The organism is Bradyrhizobium sp. WSM4874 (assembly GCF_055811835.1).
The window spans coordinates 20,087-39,313 of record NZ_JBVVPR010000003.1 but is presented as its reverse complement, the minus strand read 5'-3'; the positions used below and the strand labels follow the sequence as shown (position 1 = coordinate 39,313).

Below are 19,227 nucleotides of genomic sequence, written 5' to 3'. Positions count from 1 at the left end.
GATGATGCGCACGATCGTCCTGCTGCATCGATGGCTCGGGATCGCGTTCTGCCTGCTGTTCGCGATGTGGTTCGCGACGGGAATCGTGATGCACTTCGTTCCGTTCCCATCTCTGACGGAAACGGAACGTTTTGCCGGGCTCGTGCCGCTGGCTAGCGCTGAGACGAGGATTGCGGTCGCCGATGCCGTGGCCGCAAGCGGCATCGCGGATGCGACGCGCGTTCGCCTGATCCAGCGCAGCGACGGACCGCTCTATGTCGTCTCGGGGCCATCCCGCGCAAACGCAGTCCGCGCCTCCGATGGGGCCGACGCGTCGGTCAAATCATTCGACGTCGCGATCGCCATCGCGCGAGATCACGCGCGCAGCCGTGGGCTGGATGCCGCGCGGGCCGCGATCGTTGCGCGCTCGGACTATGATCAATGGAGTGTGCCGAACGGCTTCGACCGCCATCGGCCCTTGTTTCGGGCTGCCCTGGGCGACGCCGCCGCAACGGAGCTCTATGTTTCCTCGCTCACCGGCGAGATCGTCCTGGATACGACGCGCAGCGAGCGGACCTGGAATCTGGTCGGCAGCGTGCTGCACTGGATCTATCCAACGGTGCTGCGAAGCAATTGGTCGCTGTGGGATCGCGTGGTCTGGACCTTGTCGCTGCTGGCCCTGATCGCGGCTTTGCTCGGCACTGTGCTCGGGCTTGCGCGGATCAAAGCTCGAGGCGGTCTGATCGACTCGCCCTATCGTGGCTGGCATGCGCTGCATCATCTCATCGGCCTCGCGGCGATGGTCTTCGTGCTGACCTGGATTTTCAGCGGCTGGCTCTCCATGGATCACGGGCGACTATTCTCGCGTGGGCAATTGACCTCGGCCGAATCCAGCGTGATGAACGCCGCACCGAACTGGACGGCTGCCCCATCGATCGATCGGCAGCCTGGAGCGCCGTCGGCCCGTGAGACCGAATGGTTTGCATTCAACGGCACTCTCTATCGGCGGGATCGGACGGGCCTTGCCGCTCAGACCTTGATCAAGGCAGGGGATGCGCCCCGCGATCGACCAACGGGATCTCTGGATGTGCACGAGGTCGAGAGGCTGACAACGCGCCTCGCAGCCGGCTGCGCAGTACCGTCCGTGCTTGCCGACAACGACAACTATCCCGCGCAGTCCACCGTCCCGGGTGCCCCGGTCTACCGCTCCTGCTGCGGCGACCTCTGGTTCGACATCGACGGCGCGGACGGCAACTTGCTGCAAAGGCTGGATTCGTCGCGGCGGGTCTATCGCTGGTTCTACGGCGCACTGCACACGCTGGATTTTCCGGTCCTGGTCGCGCATCCGTTGCTGCGTGACGGCTTGGTCGTCGGGCTCTGCGCCCTCGGCTTTCTGTTCTCCATCACGGGCATTGTCATCGGCTGGCGCCGCCTGCGTCCCTCGTTTGCAGCCTGAGGCCTGGAGTGAGGTCGCGATGCGTTGAGCGGGCAAAACCACCGCTTACTGATCGTACAATAAAGAGAGGCTGAGCCGACTGGCATGCATAGCTCATGAGCACTCGCAGGGCCCTTAGCGCCGGTCTATCGCCTGCAAATTAGACAGTCCGTGCGCGGCGCGTGGATTGCACTGCAGCGGATGTGGCGTTTCGTCCGCGAAAATGCGTGGTGCGCCGCACTTTTCTCGCGTGGAACGATCCACACCGGCGTGCACTCCCTGCGGGCAGCGCTGCACTAAAATGTGCCTCCGCGCGTCCTGCCCGTCGCGGGCTGGTCCAATGCGTTGCGACAACTCTGGCCCTATCCCGAGCCCATCGCTCTGTCGCACGCTCGCAAGCGGTGGCATGACAGGGGATGATGATGAGCGCTCTCGGTTTGCGATTGAACCTGGCGATGGACGGGAAGGACCCGGCGTCCGGTTCGAACGTCGTTCGCAGCTGACCCACACATGAGCACTGACGAAAATCACTGGGAGGTCGGCACCGACATCGGCGGCACCTTCACCGACATCATCGCAATCCGGCACTCCCCCGCGGAGGCGCGGATCGCGAAAGTGCCGTCGCGACCTCAGGCTCCGGTTCAGGCGATGCTGGAGGCCATTGAGGCGGTCGGCCTGCGCAAGAGCGAGGTCAAGCGCTTCGTCCACGGCACCACGCGTGTGACCAACGCCATCGTCGAGGGACGGCTGCCGAAAGTGGCGCTGGTGGCGACCGAAGGCTTTGCCGACGTGCTGGAGATCGCGCGCTATCGCCGCCGCGATCTTTATCGTCTCGATGTCCCGCCGAAATCGCCGCCGCTGGTGCCGCCGGAACGATGTTTTGGCCTTGCCGAGCGCCTCGACCACGAGGGAACGGTGCTGAAGGCGCTGGATGAAGCGGAGATCGAGCGCCTGGTCGCCTGGCTGAAAGCAACCGGCGTTCAGAGCGTCGCGGTCGCACTGCTTCACGCCTATGCCAATCCCGTCCACGAGAAGATGCTCGGCGAGCGCCTCAAGGGCGTCGTTGCCCACGTTTCGCTGTCGCACGAGGTCAATCCCGAGGCGCGTGAATATGAGCGGACTTCGGCGACCGTGTTCAACGCCGCCGCCATGCCGATCGCGGTGGAATATCTGAGCGAGCTGGAGCAGCGGCTGCCGATCGGCCCCGGCCTGCAGGTGTTTCATTCGGCCGGTGCCATGGTCCCGATCTCGGCCGTGAAGCGGCGGCCGCTGGTGATGGCCATGTCGGGCCCCGCGGCCGGCGTCTCCGCATCGGTCAGCATCGCGCGTCAGCTCGGCACGTCGCGTATGCTGACGTTCGACATGGGCGGCACCACCACCGACGTGTGCCTGATCGTCGACGGCCAAGCCGAGATGACCGACGGTCGCATGCTCGGCGACAAGCCGCTGCGCCAGCCGATGCTCGCGGTTCATTCGATCGGGGCGGGCGGCGGATCGATCGTCCGTAATGGTCCCGGTGGCCTGACCGTCGGGCCGGAAAGCGCCGGCTCCGAGCCGGGACCGGCCTGCTACGGCCGCGGTGGTGCCGAGCCGACCATCACCGACGCCAACGCCGTGCTCGGTTATCTCAATCCCGAAACCAGGCTTGGCGACCGGATCGGAATCGATATCAAGGCAGCCAATGACGTCATCGCGCCGATCGCGCGCGCGTTGGGGCTGAGCCTGACCGAAACCGCGCTCGGCATCATCAAGGTCGCGAATGCGACAATGGCGCGTGCGCTCCGCCGCGTCACAGTCGAGCGCGGCATCGACGGACGCGACTGCACGCTTCTCGCTTTCGGCGGTGGTGGCCCGATGCACGCCGCGGGTCTTGCCGATCTCTACGGGATCGCCGAGGTCGTCGTTCCCAGCGCATCGAGTGCGTTTTCGGCGCTGGGCTGCCTCACTGCCGACTTCAGCTTCCTCCAGCAGCAAACCCTGCGCGCTGCGCTTGACGGCATCGACGTCGCCCGTGTGTTCGAGCGGATCGAGGTGCTGATCGACGATGCATCGGCGCCGCTGATTGCCAACGGCGTTGCCGCGACCGAGATTCAGATCGAGCTGGTGGCCTTGATGCGCTACGCGGCGCAGAACGACGCTATTCCGGTGCCGTTCGCGCGACCGCTCGATGTTATCAGGCTGAAGAAGGATTTTCTGGCCCGGCACCATGAGCTGTTCGGCTATGCGACGAGCGAGAGCTGCGTCATCGAATCCGTGCGGGTGCAGGCACGCCGTCCCTCGAGCACCGTCGTGAGCCGGCCGGCCACCGCGGTCAGGACGGTATCCACCGGCGAGCGCAGCTGCTCGTTCGATGGCTTTCACGACGTCGCGACAAGCATCATCGATCGCGCCTCGCTGACCGAAATCGTCAGCGGCCCGGCCATCATTGAAGACGCATGGTCGACCGTGGTAGTCCCGCCCGGCTGGCAGGCGAGGCCGGATGTTTCAGGCAATTTGTTCCTGACGCGAGGGGCCGTATGAAGCTCGATCCGTTCGTCGTCGAGGTCATCAGGCACGGGCTCTCGGCCGCGGCCGAGGAGATGAGTCTGGTGATGACGCGCTCGGCGCGCTCGCCGCTGCTGCGCGAGGCCGGCGACCTGTCGTCGGCGATCACGGACGGCCGCGGCGACCTGGTCGGGCAGGGGCGCGACATCCCGATTCATCTCGGCGCAATGGCCTATACGGTCCTCGAATTGCTGAAGGTGGTCCCGCGCGACAGCCTGAATGACGGCGACGCATTGATCTACAATGTCGGCCCACTCGGCGGCAATCATCTCAACGACGTCAAGGTCGTGCGCCCCGTCTTCGTCGACGGCGAGATCGTGGCGTTCGCAGTCAGCCTCGCGCACTGGCCCGATATCGGGGGAACATGGCCCGGCAGCTATTTTGCGAAAGCCATCGACACCTTCCAGGAGGCGATGCGCATTCCGCCGGTTCTGATCGCCACGGCAGCCGGCGTCAATACGCCGATCGTGCAGCTGCTCAAGGCCAATGTTCGCGATCCCGAATCCTGCGAGGGCGATCTTCTCGCCCAGATCGCCGCAACGAAAGCCGGCGAGAAGCGCATCGTCGAGCTCTGCCGCGAGCACGGCAAGGCGGTCTTCACGGCGGCGCAGGCGCGCCTGCACGATCTCTCCGAAATCGAGATGCGCGAGGCATTGCGCGATCTGCCTGACGGCGTCTACGAGGGCGAGGATTATCTGGACGACGGCGGCGTCAACAACGCGCCCGCGCGCATTCATGTCAAGATCACCATTGCGGGCGACGAAGCGACCTTCGACCTTTCGGGAAGCTGCGACCGCGTCTCGAATTTCTGCAACACGACACCGTTCATGGCGCGCTCTGCGGTGGCCTATGCCGCGCGCATCATGAGCGGGCGCGACATGAACCAGAACGCGGGCGCGCTGCGGCCGCTGACCATCATCACGCGCCCAGGCTCCATCCTGGAGCCGGGGTGGAGTGCCTCGGTTGCGGCCGGCAATCACGAGACCTCGATGCGCATCGTCGATGCGATTTTCCGCGCCATGCAGGATACCATCCCCGAACGTCTGTCGGCCGGCGGGGCGACCACCGCGGGCGTCCTCTTCTTCGCCGAGCCGCGACAGAACGGTTCATGGAAGATGCTCTACGAGGTCCACGGCGGTGGCGAGGGCGCACGGCACGATCGGGCCGGCATCTCGGCGACGCGGGTGCATCTGTCGAATACCTCGAACACGCCGGTCGAGGTGATCGAGGCGAATTACGCGATCCAAGTCGAGCAACAGGCCATTCGCTGGCAGTCCGGCGGCGCCGGCGCGCATCGCGGTGGGGACGGAGTCGTGCGCACCTATCGCATCCTGGCGCCGTCGATGCATCTGACCACCTGCATCGAGCGCATGGTGATGGCGCCGTTCGGCATGCAGGGCGGCGAGCCCGGCAAGGCCTGCCGCATCTCGCTGATCCGGCAGGGCGCGAGCGTCGCGATCGACGGCAAATCGAACCTGGTGCTGCAGCAAGGCGATCTCGTCACGATCGGGACGTGCGGCGGCGGTGGCTACGGCGCCGAGGCCGCGGAATGAAGGGATTGCAATGAGCAGATTGTTGCGAACCGGGCTCAACGCGGGCGACAGTGCGCCCATGGCCGTGGTCGGCGGCGAGGGCGTCTATTTTCATCTGTCGGATGGTCGCAAGCTCATCGACGGCAGCAACACCGGAGGCGGCCTCGGACATCGTCATCCCGCGATGGTGGAGGCGATCCGCCGCGCCGCGGATACGCCCGTCGTGAACGAGGGGTGGACCTGGGTCGGCCGCGAGCAGGCCGCTGACGATTTGATGGCCATCGCCTTCAAGGGCGAAGAGGATTGGGTCGGCGCGGTGCGGTTCTGCATCAGCGGCAGCGAGGCCAATGACATGGCGCTGTCGCTCTGTCAGGCCCTGACGCAGCGGTCCGCGCTGGCAACGCGCGAACGCGCCTATCACGGCATCACGGGGCTGTCGCGCAGCATGACGGTGCAGCCGCAATGGCATGGCGGCCTCGCGGTGCACTCAGGCGGCTCGAAGCTACCGGCGCCAATGGCCTCGGTGCGGATATTGCCGGCGCCGGATGGCGCGATCTACGGCGCGCCAGCCAACAACACCCCGCCCAGCGAATATCTGGCGGATGCCACGCGCCTGCTTTCGGACACGGCGGCAACCATCATCGACTACACGCAGGGCGGCATCTATTACGACGGCGCCTATCAGGACGAGGTGGCGCGGTGCGCGCGGCAGGCTGGCTCCTACTGGATCGCCGACGAAGTGGTGACTGGCGCAGGCCGCGCCGGGCGCTGGTTCGCGTTCCAGGGCGCCGAAAGCCGTCCTGACATCGTGACGCTGGGAAAATCGCTCGGTGGCGGCGCGGCGGCGGTTGCCGCGGTCGTGGTGTCGAAAGACATCGTCGAACGGCTCAAGGGCACGAGCTGGCAGAATTACGGCACGCTGCGCGGCCATCCGATCAGCATGGCCGCCGTCAGCGCTTACCTGAAGGTCGTCAGCGAAGAGGAAATTCTCGAGCACGTGAAGAGCCTTGAAAAGCTGTTCGCCCGCCGCCTGCTCGCCGTCGCGCAGAAACATCCAAGCGTGCAGCGCGTGGCGGGGCAGGGGCTGCACTGGACCGTGGAGCTGCACGGCCCGGACTGGCGCTCCTGGCATGCCGACACCACCGAGGTGCCGATCGCCTCGCGCGTCGCGGAGCGGGCGCTGGAGGCCGGTGCCGTGATCGGGACCAGCGGTGAGCAGACCTCGCTGTTCCTCGCACCGCCGCTCGTGATCTCCGAGCATGAGGCCGAACAGCTTTTGGATGCCCTCGACCATGGTCTCGATGTTGCGGATGAGGAGCAGAAATGAGCGTGCAGCGCACACCATCGGCAGGCGCCGGCTGGAAAGTCCGGACGATGCTGCGTTATGCTGCCGCGCGCCGGCACATTATTGAAATCGTAGCTTAGCCCAAGACATCACCAGGAAATCGCTAATGCGTATCGTCAATGTTGCCGCCGCCCAGATGGGCCCGATCCAGAAAGCGGACAGCCGCGAAGCCGTGGTCAAGCGCATGATCGCGCTGATGGACGAGGCCAAAAGCAAGGGCGCCGACCTGATCGTCTATCCGGAACTGGCGCTCACGACCTTCTTTCCGCGCTGGTATGTGGAGGACCGGGCCGAGTTCGATAATTGGTTCGAGCGCGAGATGCCGAACGCGGCGACCCGGCCGCTGTTCGAGCGCGCGGCGCAGCACCAGATGGCGATGAATTTCGGTTATGCTGAGCTGACGCCTGATGGTCATCATTTCAACACTGCAATCCTCAGCGACAAGGCGGGCAAGATCGTTGGCAAGTATCGCAAGATCCATTTGCCGGGCCATGTGGAATACGACACCAAGCGTTCGCACCAGCATCTGGAGAAGCGCTATTTCGAGCCGGGCGATCTCGGCTTCAACGTCTGGCGCGAGCTGGGCGGCATCATCGGCATGGCCATCTGCAATGACCGGCGCTGGCCCGAGACCTATCGCGTGATGGGCTTGCAGGGCGTCGAGATGGTGCTGATCGGCTACAACACGCCGTCCGTGAATGCGGAGAGGAGCGATGAGGGGGTCGAGAAACGCCTGTTCCACAACCGTCTCTCCGCGCAGGCCGGCGCCTATCAGAACGCGACCTGGGTGGTTGCAGTGGCGAAGGCCGGTAACGAGGACGGACACCCGCTGTTTGGCGGCAGCCTGATCGTCGATCCCAATGGCGAAATCGTCGCCGAAGCGAAGACGGACGAGGACGAGCTGCTGGTCCACCCCTGCGATCTCGATGCCACCACATTCGGCAAGACCACGATCTTTGATTTCGCGCAGCATCGCCGCATCGAGCATTACGGTCTGATCACGAGCCAGACCGGCGCGGTGCCGCCGCCGGAGAAGTGATGTCGATGGCGGACAAGGGCACATCAGGTATTCCCCTGCGCGAGCTCGATCCACGCGATCGCTACAAGCTGCTCTGCGGCGTGGTGGTGCCACGGCCGATTGCGCTGGTGACGACGCTGGATGCGAACGGGGCAGTCAACGCCGCGCCCTTCAGTTTCTTCAACGTGTTTTCGGAGAGCCCCGCGCTGATCGTGCTCGGCCTCCAGCACAAGCCGGATCACAGCCCGAAGGACACCACCCGCAACATCCATCGCGACGGCGAATTCGTCGTTCACATGGTGGACGAGGCGCTGTCGGTGGCGATGAACGACTGCGCGGTCGATTTTCCGTCCGGCGACAGCGAGGTCGCTGCGGCAGGACTCGCGACCCTTCCCTCAATCGACGTGAAGGTGCCGCGCCTCGCCGCAGCACCCTTCGCGCTCGAATGCCGGCGCCATGTCGCGCTGACCTTCTCGCCCGATCGGGAACTGCTGGTCGGCGAGGTGCTCCGGATTCACGCCCGCGAGGGACTCGTCGACGAGGCCAACATGTATGTCGACCTCGACGCCTACCGGCCGATCGGTCGCATGTTCGGCAATCTCTACACGACGCAGCGGGACACGTTCGCGCTTGTCCGCGAGAGCCACGCGCAATGGCTCGCGCGGCAGGACGCCAAAGAGCTGAAGGACGCCTAGTGATTCGAGAACTGCACCGTACCCAGCGCCATCGTGACAGCCGCCTGTGTCGGGTCGATCACGGGGATGCCGAGCGCGTCTTCCAGGGGACGGCGATGGCGCGCCATGCCGGCGCAGCCCATCACGATGGCGCGGGCGCCGTCCTCGTCGCGCAGCGCGCGGCCGACGTCGATCATCCTGGCCAGCGTGCCTTCGCCCGAGGCGGTTTCCGCGACGCTCATGTTGAGCGGCCGCTCGCCGGCAAGGCGGTCGGTCAGTCCCATCTGTCTGAGATAGCGCATGTGACGCGGGATCGAGCGCTGGGCGATCGCGATGACGCCAAAGGTCTCGGCGCGGGCCAGCGCGGTCAGCACGCCGCATTCGGCGATGCCGAACACGGGGCGGTCGGTGCCTTCGCGGCAGACCTGAAGCCCGGGATCGCTGTAACAGGCAATGACAAAGGCAGCCGAGCTGTTGTCGCCCTCGACCAGCCGGCGCAGCGGCATGGCGACGCCATCGACATCGGCCTGGCTTTCAATGCCGAACGGCCCCTCGGCCAGCGTCTGGCAGACCAGTTCGGGGCCGCCCTCGAAGCCGAGCGGCTTCAGCGCGTCCTCCAGCCCCTGCGTCACCGCAGGGTTGGAATTTGGATTGATGACGAGAATGCGCGGTCGGGACATGCTGGTCTTCCTGCAAAATTTCGATCACTTGGCTTGAGCCTATCATGGAGTGCCTCATGACTGAACCCGCTTACGACCTGATCATTCGCGGTGGGCGCGTCGCGACGACAACGGACGTCTTTGAAGCCGATGTCGCCATCTCCGGCGAGACCATCGCCGCTATCGGGCGCGGGCTTCCGTCCGCGAAGCGCGAAATCGACGCGCGCGGCAAGCTCGTTCTGCCCGGCGGCGTCGACAGCCACGCCCACATCGAGCAATTGTCCGCTGCCGGCATCATGAACGCCGACACGTTCGAGAGCGCGACCGTCTCGGCCGCTTTTGGCGGTACGACCACGGTGATCCCGTTTGCCGCCCAGCATGTCGGCATGAAGCTGCCGCAGGTGGTGGAGGATTATCACGCCCTCGCCAAGAAGGGCGCCGTGATCGACTACGCCTTTCACATGATCATCGCCGATGCGACCAAGGAAACGGTCGAGGAGCATATTCCGGCGCTGGTGAAGCAGGGCCACGCCTCCATCAAGATTTTCATGACCTATGACCGGCTCAAGGTCGACGACGAGCCGCTGCTGGACATCCTCCTCGCCGCGCGGCAGTCCGGCGCGATGTTGTGCGCCCATGCCGAAAACCACGGCATCATCGCCTGGATGGTGAAGCGCCTGCTCGCGCGCGGCTACACCATGCCGAAATATCACGCCGTCAGCCACGCCCGCGTGTCGGAGGCGGAAGCCTTCACCCGGCTGATCGGCATGGCGGCACTGATCGACCAGCCCATCATGATCTTCCATGTCTCGACCGCCGAGGGCGCCAAGGTCATCCGCGATTCCCGGGGGCAGGGGCTGAAGGTCTTTGCCGAGACCTGTCCGCAATACCTGTTCCTGACCGCTGCCGATCTCGACAAGCCCGGGGCGGAAGGCGCCAAGTGGATGTGCAGCCCGCCGCCCCGCACGCATTCGGATCAGGAGGCGTTGTGGCAGGCACTGTCGCTCGGCGATCTCCAGACCATCTCGTCGGATCACGCGCCGTATCGTTACGACGAGACTGGCAAGCTGCGCGCCGGGCCCAATCCCAATTTCAAGCAGGTCGCGAACGGCCTTCCGGGGCTGGAGTTGCGGCTGCCGCTACTGTTCGACGCAATGGTGTCGAAGGGGCGGTTGGGCCTGGAAAAGTTCGTCGAGCTGACTTCCACGGCGCCGGCCAAGATCTACAATCTGCATCCGCGCAAGGGCTCGATCGCAATCGGCGCCGATGCCGATATCGCGATCTGGGATCCCAATCGCGAGACCGTGATCGCCGACGAGATGATGCACGACCTCGCCGGCTATACGCCGTTTGCGGGACGCAAACTGAAGGGCTGGCCGGTGTCGGTGCTGTCGCGTGGCCGGGTGATCATCGACGGCAACAAGTGCCTCGCGAGCGCCGGCAGCGGACAGTTCCTGGCACGCAGCGGCGGCGAGGCGGCCAAGCCGACGGGGCGGCTCGTCGCCGACATGGACCCTGAACGTAATTTCGGAGCGAAGCTACTGTGATAGTGGATCGCGCGCGATGAGGATCGTCATCTTCGGCGGCACCGGCTTTGTCGGCCTCAACATTGCGGAGGTGCTGCTCGCGCGCGGGCATGACGTGACGCTGTATGACCGTGCAGAATTGCCGCCATCAGCGCGGCAGTCTCTTGCCAATTATGGCGCACGGCTCAAAGCCGTGCAGGGCGATATCACCGATACAGATGCCATCGATGCCCTCATCGCCGAAGGCGTTGACGCGATCGTGCTTGGAGCTGCGATCACCGCCGGTGACGAATTGGAGAGAGCATCGACCGCGCGCGTTCTCGAGATCAACGTGATGGCCCAGATCCCGATTCTGCTCGCCGCGATCCGTCATGGCGTGCGCCGGGTCGTCAATCTCTCGTCGGCATCGGCCTACGGCGCCGCGGGCGCGCGGGTCGAGAGTCTTGACGAGGAAACGCCCTGCGATCCAGTCTCGTTCTACGCCATCAGCAAGTTCACATCGGAGCGATCGGTTGCGCGTCATGCCGAGCTCTTCGGCGGCGATTTCCTGAGCGTACGGCTGAGCGCCCTGTTCGGACCGTGGGAGCGACCGAGTTCGGTGCGCGACACGCCAAGCCTCCAGTTCCAGATCTTGGCTGCGTTCGCCCGCGGGGAGGCGGCGATCATGCCCGAAGCGGGCATGAGGGACTGGATCTACGCGCCGGATGCGGCCGAGGCAGTGGCACTGCTGATTGAAGCCGATCGGCCCCGCCATCGGCTCTACAACATCTCCAGCAGTGGGCTATGGCCTGCGCTGCAATGGGGCGAGGCCTTTGCGGCGTTGCATCCCGGCCTGCAATGCCGGCTCGCGGCGCCTGGGGAGAAAACCGTCGTCAAGCTGCACGGACCGTATCGCGCGCCGCTGTCGGTGACGCGGATGGCGGATGAATTCGGCTGGCGGGCGCGGTTCGGCTGCGCCGAGTCGGCGGCCGCGATGAGCGCCTGGCTGACGCAGCACAAGGAGTGGATCTGACATGCGGCTGCAGGGGCGCACGGCCATCGTTACGGGAGCCGGCTCCGGCATCGGCCGTGCCAGCGCGAAGCTGTTCGCGGAGGAGGGCGCGCATCTCGCTCTGGTCGATCGCGATGCCGCAGGGCTTGAGGAGACGCTGATCCTGGTTGGCGAGGCCATGACGCATGTTGGCGACGTCGGCGATGCCGATTTCGCCGAGACCGTTGCAAACGATGTGGTGGCACGGCACGGCCGGCTCGATATCCTCATGACCGCCGCCGGCTTTTCCTGCGGCGGCACGGTGCTGACCACCGGTCCCGCCGATTGGGATGCTGTGTTCCGCACCAATGTCGGTGGCACCTGGCTGTGGGCGCGAGCGGCGGTACCGCAGATGCAGCGGCAGAACAGCGGCTCGATCATTACGCTGGCATCGCAGCTTGCGATTGCCGGCGGCAAGGGCAACAGCGCCTATATCGCCGCCAAGGGCGCGATCGTCAGCCTGACCCGAACGATGGCGGTGGACTTTGCGACCGACGGCATTCGCGTCAACGCGATTGCGCCCGGTGCGATCGACACGCCGATGCTTCGCCGCAGCTTTGCCCGTCATGCCAATGCGGACGAGGTGTGCGAAGGCTCCCGCAATCGCCACGCCATGAAGCGGTTCGGCCAGGCCGAGGAGATCGCGCAGACCGCACTTCACCTCGCAAGCGATGCGTCCTCGTTCACGACCGGCACCGTGATGGTGGTCGACGGAGGCTGGCTCGCGGCATGAGTGATGCGCTGACAGAGCTCGAAACGAAGGTTCGCGCCGATCTCGCGCGGATCGCGCATCCCGGTGCCGCCTGGCTCGAACCGAAGACAGGACCGGACGGCAAGCCTGCGCTGGATGTGCTCGTGGTCGGCGCCGGCCAATCCGGCATCGCCATCGGCTTCGGCCTGATGCGCTCCCGCGTCAGCAACACCCTGGTGCTGGACAAGGCAGAGGAGGGGATGGAAGGCCCGTGGCTCACCTATGCCCGCATGCCGACGCTGCGCAGCCCGAAAGACTATACAGGACCTGACCTCGACATCCCGAGCCTGACCTACCAGTCATGGCACGAGGCCCGCTTCGGCAGGGACGCCTGGCAGACACTGAACCTAATCCTGAGGGAGCATTGGGCTGAGTATCTGCTCTGGTTGCGGCGCACGATCGGCTTGCCCGTGCGCAACGGGAGCGAGCTTCTGGAAATCCGGCCGGCGGCAGATGGTTTACTGGCTGCACGCGTGAAACATGGCGATGGCGTCGAGACGCTCCATGCGCGCAAGGTCGTGCTGTCGACCGGGCAGGAGGGGATGGGGAACTGGATGATCCCCGAACCGCTGAGCCATCTGCCGGTGAGCTCGGTCGCAACCGTCGCCGACGACATTGATTTCGAAAATCTTCGCGGCAAGCGCGTCGCCGTGATCGGCGCCGGCGCATCTGCCTTCGATAATGCGGCAACTGCGCTGGAAGCGGGCGCGGCGGAAGTGCATCTGCTGTGTCGGAGGGCACAGATCCAGCTGATCCAGCCCTATCGCTGGCTGACCTTCCGCGGCTTTCTGCGCCATCTCAGCGATCTCGACGATGCCTGGCGCTGGCGCTTCATGCGCACCATTCTCGAGATGCGCGAAGGCTTTCCGCAGCCAACTTACGATCGTTGCGCAAATCACGCCAATTTCACATTGCACGAGGGCGCGCCGATCGAGGCCGCGCGCGAGACCGGCAAGGGCATCGAATTGCAGACGCCGCGCGGCGTCATCGCAACGGATTTCGTCATCTGCGGCACCGGCATCGACATGGATTTTGCCGGCCGTGGCGAGCTGCGCGCATTTGCCGGCAATATCGCAACCTGGGCGGACCGCTACCTGCCCCCGGAGAGCGAACGCAACGCGCGGCTCGGCCGCTTCCCCTATCTTGCCGACGATTACGCCTTCACCGAACGTGTCGCGGGCGAGACGCCGTGGATTTCAGACATCCATCTCTTCGCCATCGCCTCCACCATGAGTTTTGGTCCGTCGGGATCGTCGATCAACGCGATGACGACCGCGGTGCCGAAGCTGATCAATGGCCTGACTCGCGGCCTGTTTCGTGCCGATGTCGAACGGCACTGGGCCTCGCTCCGCGCCTATGACGTGCCACAGGCCGTGGTCACGCGGCCAGCGCGAAACATGGAGGAATCGCGATGATCGTGCATGCGCCGCCGCGACAAAGCGTCCACAAGAGCGCATCATAAGACTGGCGCGCAACTTGCTTGTTTCTTAACCTGCCTTGCTGGCGTTCTTGTCGAGATTTTTGGGGAAAACAAATGCGTTTTGTGTCTTTCAGGTCGGCATCCTCCGTGCTCGCCACCACCGCGTTGTTGCTCATCGCTACCGCGCCTTCGCAAGCGCAAACCAGGGCCGAGACGCTGCGCTATGTCACCGGCGCGTCTGTCAACACGCTCGATCCCAACATTCCGGGCTCGACGCGCGAATCCTTCGCGCTGAGCATGAGCACCTACGACCGCCTTGTGGCGTTCGGCCGCAAGCAGCTCAACGGCAAATGGGTGTTCGATCTCGACAAGATCACCGGCGAGCTCGCCGAATCCTACGACGTCAGCCCGGACGGACTGAAGCTGACGTTCCGTCTGCGCAAGGACGCCAAGTTCCAGGACGGCTCGCCCGTGACCGCCGAGGACGTGAAATGGTCGCTCGATCGCTGCGTCACCGCTCCGATCCTCGGCAAGGCGCAATTGCTGACGGGATCGCTGACGTCGGCCGACCAGTTCAAGGTAATCGATCCCCTCACGATCGAGGTGACGCTGCCGAAACCCGATAAGCTCGCGCTGCCGAATCTCGCTACGGTCTACCCGCTGATCATCAACTCCAAGGTTGCCAAGGAGCATGCGACCCCGGAAGATCCCTGGGCCACCGCCTGGCTGAAGGAGCACACTGCCGGCAGCGGTGCTTACGTGATCGAGAGCTTCAAGCCCGGCGAGCAGGTGATCATCAAGCGCAACGAGGCCTGGAACCGCGGCTCGCCCGACAAGCCGGCGTTTTTCAAGCGCGTCATCGTGCAGTCCGTGCCGGAGCCCGCGACCCGCGCCAATCTTGTCGAGCGCGGCGACGCCGATCTCGTCGTCGATCTCCAGGCCAGCGACGTGCAGTCGCTCGAGGCCAAGGGCAAGCTCAAGGTGGTCTCGACGCCGCAATACAATTCGATCACCTTCGTCTCGATGAACAACCAGATCCCGCCTTTCGACAACGTCAATGTCCGTCGAGCCATCGCCTTCGCGCTGCCCTATGAGGACATGTTCAAGGCGGCCCTGTTCGGCCGCGGAGCCCCGCTGTTCGGTGCGACTTGGCCGGATGGCAAGCCGCTGAACGGCATCTATCCGTTCCAGGCGCCGGTGAAGACCGATCTCGACAAGGCGAGGGAATATCTGAAAGCCGCAGGACTCCCGGAGGGGTTTTCGACCACCTTCAGCTTCAACGTCGGTCAGGCCTCGACCGCGGAGCCGATGGCGGCTCTCGTGAAGGAATCGCTTGCCAAGATTGGGATCAAGGTCGACATCCAGAAGCTGCCGGATGCGCAGATGTCGACGCAGATCAACGAGAAGAAGCTGCCTTTGTTCACTGAAGGCATCGTCGCCTGGCTGCCCTCGACCGATTACTTCTACCGCAACTTCTACACCGGCAATCAGCGCTGGAATTACAGCTCGATCAACAATCCCGAGCTGGCCGCCATCGCGCAGGAAGCGCGCTTCGAGCCCGACAAGGCCAAGTACGAGGAGGATGGCCGCAAGCTCAACGCGATCCATTTCAGCGAGATGCCGCAGATCCCGCTCTGGCAGCCGAACCAGGACGCCGTGATGGCCTCGTCGATCGAGGGCTATACCTACGAGTTCCATCGTCAGGTCGATTATCGCGACGTCAGCCGCAAGTGATGTCCGTAAGCCAGAGGCTCTGAAAGGTGATGACCGGTCTTGGTGCGACGGTGGTGCGGGCGGGGAGGCGGCTTATGTCGTCGCTGCCGGCGTTGTTCGGCGTGCTGGTCTTCACCTTTCTGCTGATGCGGGTCCTCCCCGGAGATCCCGCAGTGTTCTTCGCCTCGGGGCCCAATGCCGGCAAGGAGGAGATCGAGCAGATCCGCAAACAGATGGGGCTCGACAAGTCGGTGCCGGAGCAGCTCGTGTTCTATCTGTCCGACATCGGCCGCGGCAATCTGGGCCGCTCCATGATGACGGGGCAGCCGGTGCTCAAAGATTTGCGCGAGCGTTTGCCGGCGTCGCTCGAACTCACTTTCACGGCGCTCCTGATCGCGCTGATCGCGGCGGTGCCGCTCGGCGTGATCGCAGCCTTGAAGCCGGGATCGCTGGTCGATCACGGCGTGCGACTGTTCTGTGCGCTCGGCGTCTGCGTGCCGACCTTCGTCTCGGGCCTGCTGCTGATCTATGTGTTCTACTATCTGCTCGGTCTTGCGCCTGATCCGACCGGACGGATTGACGTCTTCACCTCGCTGCCGCCGCAGCGCACCGGGTTCCTGTCGATCGATTTCCTGCTCGCGGGCGACATCGAGGGCTGGTGGGCGGCCTGCAAGCAGTTGATCCTGCCGGCGGTGAGCATGGCCCTGTTCGTGATCGCGCCGTTGGCGCGAATCACGCGTGCTTCGATGCTGGTCTCGCTCGGCAGCGATTTCGTGCGCACCGCGCGCTCGGTCGGATTGTCCTGGCAGAAGGTCGTCGTCACCTATGCGCTGCGCAATGCGATCCTTCCCGTCATCACCATTGCGGGCATCGTGTTCTCGACCATGCTTGGCGCGAACGTCCTGGTGGAGAAGGTGTTCTCCTGGCCGGGCGTCGCCTCCTACGCGCTCGATGCGCTGCTGTCGTCCGACTATGCGCCGGTCCAGGGTTTCGTGTTGCTGATGGCTGGCATCTTCGTGCTGGTCAATCTCGTGGTCGACATCTGCTACGGCATCGCCGATCCCAGGGTGTCGATCGGATGACGAGCGCAACCCTCCGCCATTCGGTCTGGATTTTGCGCGGCAACCCGCTGACCGGTGTCGCCGCGGCGGGTGTCCTGCTGTTTGTCCTGGTCGCGATCTTCGGACCGTGGCTGGTGCCCTATGATCCCGTCGTCTCCAATGTCTCGGAGGCCCTGCAGCCGCCGAGCGCGGCGCATCTGGCCGGCACCGACCAGCTCGGGCGCGACGTGTTCAGCCGCCTCGTCGTTGCGGCCCGCCTCGACCTTGCCATCGCGGTCTCGGCGGTCGGAATCTCTTTCGTGATCGGCGCCGTCGTAGGCTCTTTCTGCGGCTATGCCGGCGGCAGGCTCGACCGCTCGGTCGGCCGCTTCGTCGACGTCATGATGGCCTTTCCGCTGTTCGTGCTGGCGATGGCGATGGTTGCGGCGCTCGGCAACCGGATCGAGAACATCGTGATCGCGACCGCGATCATCAATCTTCCCTTCTACATCCGCTTCGCGCGCGCCGAGGTCAACGTCCGGCGCAATGTCGGCTGGGTGGAGGCGGCGCGATCCTGCGGCGAGAGCCATTTCTCAGTGGTGCTGCGCTTCCTGCTGCCGAACATCCTGCCGGCAATGGCGGTACAGATCTCGCTCAATCTCGGCTGGGCGATCCTGAACGCCGCCGGCCTGTCCTTCATCGGCCTTGGCGTCAAGCCGCCGACGCCGGAATGGGGCATCATGGTCGCGGAGGGCGCCCGCTTCATCTCGACGGGGCGGTGGTGGCTGGTGGCCTTTCCGGGCCTCGCGCTGATGATGGCCGTGCTGTGCTTCAATCTCCTCGGTGACGGGATGCGGGACATTCTCGATCCGCGCATGCGCACATGAGCGAGACGCTCCTCGAGATTGACGATCTCCACGTCTCGTTCTCGACACGGCGTGGACTGGTCGAGGCCGTGCGCGGCGTCACGCTCGCGGTCGAGGCCGGCGAGATGCTGGGCCTCGTCGGCGAGAGCGGATCGGGCAAGTCGGTCACCGGGTTTGCCACAACGCGACTCCTGGATTCAGCCGGGCGCGTCACTCGCGGAAAAATCCTGTTTCGCGGCCAGGACGTCACAAAGCTCAGGGGCGACGATCTCCGTCAGCTCCAGGGCGCCGCGATGTCGATGATCTTCCAGAACCCGCGGGCGGCGCTCAATCCGATCCGCGCGATCGGTCTGCAGATCGCGGACGCGATCCTCACTCACAAGCGGATATCGAAGGACGCCGCCCGCGCCGAGGCGCTGGAGCTGTTGCGCGCCGTTCAGATCCGCGACCCCGAGACGCGGATGAACGCCTATCCGCACGAGCTCTCCGGCGGCATGTGCCAGCGCGTCATGATCGCGATCGCGATTTCCTGCAATCCCGCTCTGTTGATCGCCGATGAGCCGACGACCGGACTCGACGTCACCACGCAGAAAGTGGTGATGGACCTCTTGGCGGAGATTGCCGCCGCGCGCGGCATGGCGACGATCCTGATCACGCACGATCTCGGCCTCGCGGCGCGATATTGCCGCCGCATCGCCGTGATGGAGCGCGGCCGCATCGTCGAAGAGGCAAGCCCGAGGACGCTGTTCGGCGCGCCGCAGCACGCCTATACCAGGCGCCTGGTGGCGGCGTCGCCGACCGCGACCTCCGGGATCGCGGACCTCGTGACGGAAGAGGAGCGGGAGCGCCATGCGGCTGTCGTCAGCGGGCCCAGGCAGGAGCCCGTTCACGGAACTCCGCCGCTGCTGGAAGTGCGCAAGCTCGCGAAACGCTTCGACGAGGGCGCTGCGGCGGTGGCGGACTTCTCGATGACGATGGCCGGCGGCGAGAGCGTCGGCCTCGTCGGCGAATCCGGCTCCGGCAAGAGCACGACGTCGCGGATGATCTGCCGCCTGATCGACCCGAGCGAAGGCGAGATCGTGTTCGACGGGCAGTCGATCGGCCACGTGGCGTCGCGCGACTTTCACCGCTCGCGCTTGCGCAAAGACATCCAGATGGTGTTCCAGGATCCGAACGAGAGCCTCAATCCGCGCTTCACCGCCTTCGATTGCATCGCTCATCCCTTGATGCGGCTCGACGGCATGCGTGGGGGCGATGCGCTGCGCAAGCGGGTGGAAGACTGCGCCGAGCGTGTGGGGCTGCCGCTGGATCTGTTGCCGCGCTTTCCGCATCAGCTCTCCGGCGGCCAGAAGGCGCGCGTCGGAATCGCTCGCGCCATCGCCTGCCGGCCGCGGCTCCTGGTGCTGGACGAGCCGACCGCCGCGCTCGACGTCTCCGTGCAGGCGGTGGTGCTGCAACTGCTCGACCGCCTGCGGCGCGAGAACGACATCGCGCTGCTGTTCGTCAGCCACGACCTCAACGTGGTGCGCATGCTCTGCGACCGCACTATCGTGCTGCGCAATGGCGGCATCGTGGAGCAAGGCGAGAGCCGGGCGCTGTTCGACAATCCCAAGACCGATTACACGCGCAAGCTGGTCGAGGCGATCCCGCATATCGAGACCGGCCCGGTACTGGCGGCCGCGCTTTGAGGTCTAA

15 protein-coding genes are annotated in these 19,227 nt (G+C 65.1%); 14 read left to right on the top strand and 1 reads right to left on the bottom strand.

What is annotated here, in order from left to right:
• Position 1: 1 nt before the first annotated feature.
• The 6 genes from AC0L3P_RS04070 (at position 2) to AC0L3P_RS04045 (ending at position 8,548) form a co-directional block, all read left to right on the top strand.
• A complete protein-coding gene (locus AC0L3P_RS04070; RefSeq protein WP_473301053.1) occupies positions 2 to 1,435 on the top strand; it encodes a PepSY domain-containing protein in 1,434 nt (477 codons plus the stop codon).
• Between the two features lie 489 nt (positions 1,436 to 1,924).
• Complete coding sequence (locus tag AC0L3P_RS04065; protein ID WP_473301052.1) at positions 1,925 to 3,934, top strand: hydantoinase/oxoprolinase family protein; 2,010 nt, start codon at positions 1,925 to 1,927, stop codon at positions 3,932 to 3,934.
• Complete coding sequence (locus AC0L3P_RS04060) at positions 3,931 to 5,511, top strand: hydantoinase B/oxoprolinase family protein (RefSeq protein ID WP_473301051.1); 1,581 nt, start codon at positions 3,931 to 3,933, stop codon at positions 5,509 to 5,511. Before AC0L3P_RS04065 ends, AC0L3P_RS04060 begins: the two co-directional genes overlap by 4 nt.
• Positions 5,512 to 5,521: 10 nt before the next feature.
• Complete coding sequence (locus AC0L3P_RS04055; protein ID WP_473301050.1) at positions 5,522 to 6,817, top strand: class-III pyridoxal-phosphate-dependent aminotransferase; 1,296 nt, start codon at positions 5,522 to 5,524, stop codon at positions 6,815 to 6,817.
• A 124-nt stretch (positions 6,818 to 6,941) separates the two neighbouring features.
• Entirely contained in the window at positions 6,942 to 7,874 is a 933-nt protein-coding gene (locus tag AC0L3P_RS04050) for an N-carbamoyl-D-amino-acid hydrolase (RefSeq protein ID WP_473301048.1), read from the top strand.
• A 5-nt stretch (positions 7,875 to 7,879) separates the two neighbouring features.
• Positions 7,880 to 8,548, top strand: coding sequence for a flavin reductase family protein (locus tag AC0L3P_RS04045; RefSeq protein WP_275167812.1), 669 nt, complete (start codon positions 7,880 to 7,882; stop codon positions 8,546 to 8,548).
• On the opposite strand, the gene AC0L3P_RS04040 is transcribed toward AC0L3P_RS04045, so the two are convergent.
• Positions 8,545 to 9,207 carry an aspartate/glutamate racemase family protein gene (locus tag AC0L3P_RS04040; protein ID WP_275167588.1) on the bottom strand — a complete coding sequence of 221 codons (663 nt, stop codon included), beginning with the start codon at positions 9,205 to 9,207 and terminating at the stop codon, positions 8,545 to 8,547. The genes AC0L3P_RS04045 and AC0L3P_RS04040 overlap by 4 nt on opposite strands.
• A 56-nt stretch (positions 9,208 to 9,263) precedes the next feature.
• Here AC0L3P_RS04040 and hydA point away from each other — a divergent pair, with 56 nt between their 5' ends.
• The 8 genes from hydA (at position 9,264) to nikE (ending at position 19,220) form a co-directional block, all read left to right on the top strand.
• Positions 9,264 to 10,733, top strand: a complete 1,470-nt coding sequence (gene hydA / locus AC0L3P_RS04035) for a dihydropyrimidinase (RefSeq protein ID WP_473301046.1) — start codon at positions 9,264 to 9,266, stop codon at positions 10,731 to 10,733.
• Between the two features lie 16 nt (positions 10,734 to 10,749).
• A complete protein-coding gene (locus tag AC0L3P_RS04030) occupies positions 10,750 to 11,724 on the top strand; it encodes an NAD-dependent epimerase/dehydratase family protein (protein WP_473301045.1) in 975 nt (324 codons plus the stop codon).
• A 1-nt stretch (position 11,725) separates the two neighbouring features.
• Positions 11,726 to 12,475, top strand: a complete 750-nt coding sequence (locus AC0L3P_RS04025; RefSeq protein WP_473301044.1) for an SDR family oxidoreductase — start codon at positions 11,726 to 11,728, stop codon at positions 12,473 to 12,475.
• On the top strand, positions 12,472 to 13,908 hold the full coding sequence (locus AC0L3P_RS04020) for an NAD(P)-binding domain-containing protein (RefSeq protein WP_473301043.1): 1,437 nt from the start codon (positions 12,472 to 12,474) through the stop codon (positions 13,906 to 13,908). Before AC0L3P_RS04025 ends, AC0L3P_RS04020 begins: the two co-directional genes overlap by 4 nt.
• Positions 13,909 to 14,027: 119 nt before the next feature.
• Positions 14,028 to 15,647 carry an ABC transporter substrate-binding protein gene (locus AC0L3P_RS04015; RefSeq protein ID WP_473301042.1) on the top strand — a complete coding sequence of 540 codons (1,620 nt, stop codon included), beginning with the start codon at positions 14,028 to 14,030 and terminating at the stop codon, positions 15,645 to 15,647.
• A gap of 26 nt (positions 15,648 to 15,673) precedes the next feature.
• Positions 15,674 to 16,708, top strand: a complete 1,035-nt coding sequence (locus AC0L3P_RS04010; RefSeq protein WP_473301041.1) for an ABC transporter permease — start codon at positions 15,674 to 15,676, stop codon at positions 16,706 to 16,708.
• Positions 16,705 to 17,553: an ABC transporter permease gene (locus tag AC0L3P_RS04005; protein WP_007608569.1), complete on the top strand. Its 849-nt coding sequence runs from the start codon at positions 16,705 to 16,707 to the stop codon at positions 17,551 to 17,553. Before AC0L3P_RS04010 ends, AC0L3P_RS04005 begins: the two co-directional genes overlap by 4 nt.
• Positions 17,550 to 19,220, top strand: a complete 1,671-nt coding sequence (gene nikE, locus AC0L3P_RS04000; RefSeq protein ID WP_473301040.1) for a nickel ABC transporter ATP-binding protein NikE — start codon at positions 17,550 to 17,552, stop codon at positions 19,218 to 19,220. Before AC0L3P_RS04005 ends, nikE begins: the two co-directional genes overlap by 4 nt.
• Positions 19,221 to 19,227: the final 7 nt, after the last annotated feature.

Bases quoted from the DNA above. Each gene is read 5' to 3' on its own strand.
- AC0L3P_RS04025 (WP_473301044.1), top strand. From the start codon at position 11,726: ATGCGGCTGCAGGGGCGCACGGCCATCGTTACGGGAGCCGGCTCCGGC.
- hydA (WP_473301046.1), top strand. From the start codon at position 9,264: ATGACTGAACCCGCTTACGACCTGATCATTCGCGGTGGGCGCGTCGCG.
- AC0L3P_RS04045 (WP_275167812.1), top strand. From the start codon at position 7,880: ATGGCGGACAAGGGCACATCAGGTATTCCCCTGCGCGAGCTCGATCCA.
- AC0L3P_RS04040 (WP_275167588.1), bottom strand. From the start codon at position 9,207: ATGTCCCGACCGCGCATTCTCGTCATCAATCCAAATTCCAACCCTGCG.
- AC0L3P_RS04005 (WP_007608569.1), top strand. From the start codon at position 16,705: ATGACGAGCGCAACCCTCCGCCATTCGGTCTGGATTTTGCGCGGCAAC.
- AC0L3P_RS04065 (WP_473301052.1), top strand. From the start codon at position 1,925: ATGAGCACTGACGAAAATCACTGGGAGGTCGGCACCGACATCGGCGGC.
- AC0L3P_RS04030 (WP_473301045.1), top strand. From the start codon at position 10,750: ATGAGGATCGTCATCTTCGGCGGCACCGGCTTTGTCGGCCTCAACATT.
- nikE (WP_473301040.1), top strand. From the start codon at position 17,550: ATGAGCGAGACGCTCCTCGAGATTGACGATCTCCACGTCTCGTTCTCG.
- AC0L3P_RS04015 (WP_473301042.1), top strand. From the start codon at position 14,028: ATGCGTTTTGTGTCTTTCAGGTCGGCATCCTCCGTGCTCGCCACCACC.
- AC0L3P_RS04055 (WP_473301050.1), top strand. From the start codon at position 5,522: ATGAGCAGATTGTTGCGAACCGGGCTCAACGCGGGCGACAGTGCGCCC.
- AC0L3P_RS04020 (WP_473301043.1), top strand. From the start codon at position 12,472: ATGAGTGATGCGCTGACAGAGCTCGAAACGAAGGTTCGCGCCGATCTC.
- AC0L3P_RS04070 (WP_473301053.1), top strand. From the start codon at position 2: ATGATGCGCACGATCGTCCTGCTGCATCGATGGCTCGGGATCGCGTTC.
- AC0L3P_RS04050 (WP_473301048.1), top strand. From the start codon at position 6,942: ATGCGTATCGTCAATGTTGCCGCCGCCCAGATGGGCCCGATCCAGAAA.
- AC0L3P_RS04060 (WP_473301051.1), top strand. From the start codon at position 3,931: ATGAAGCTCGATCCGTTCGTCGTCGAGGTCATCAGGCACGGGCTCTCG.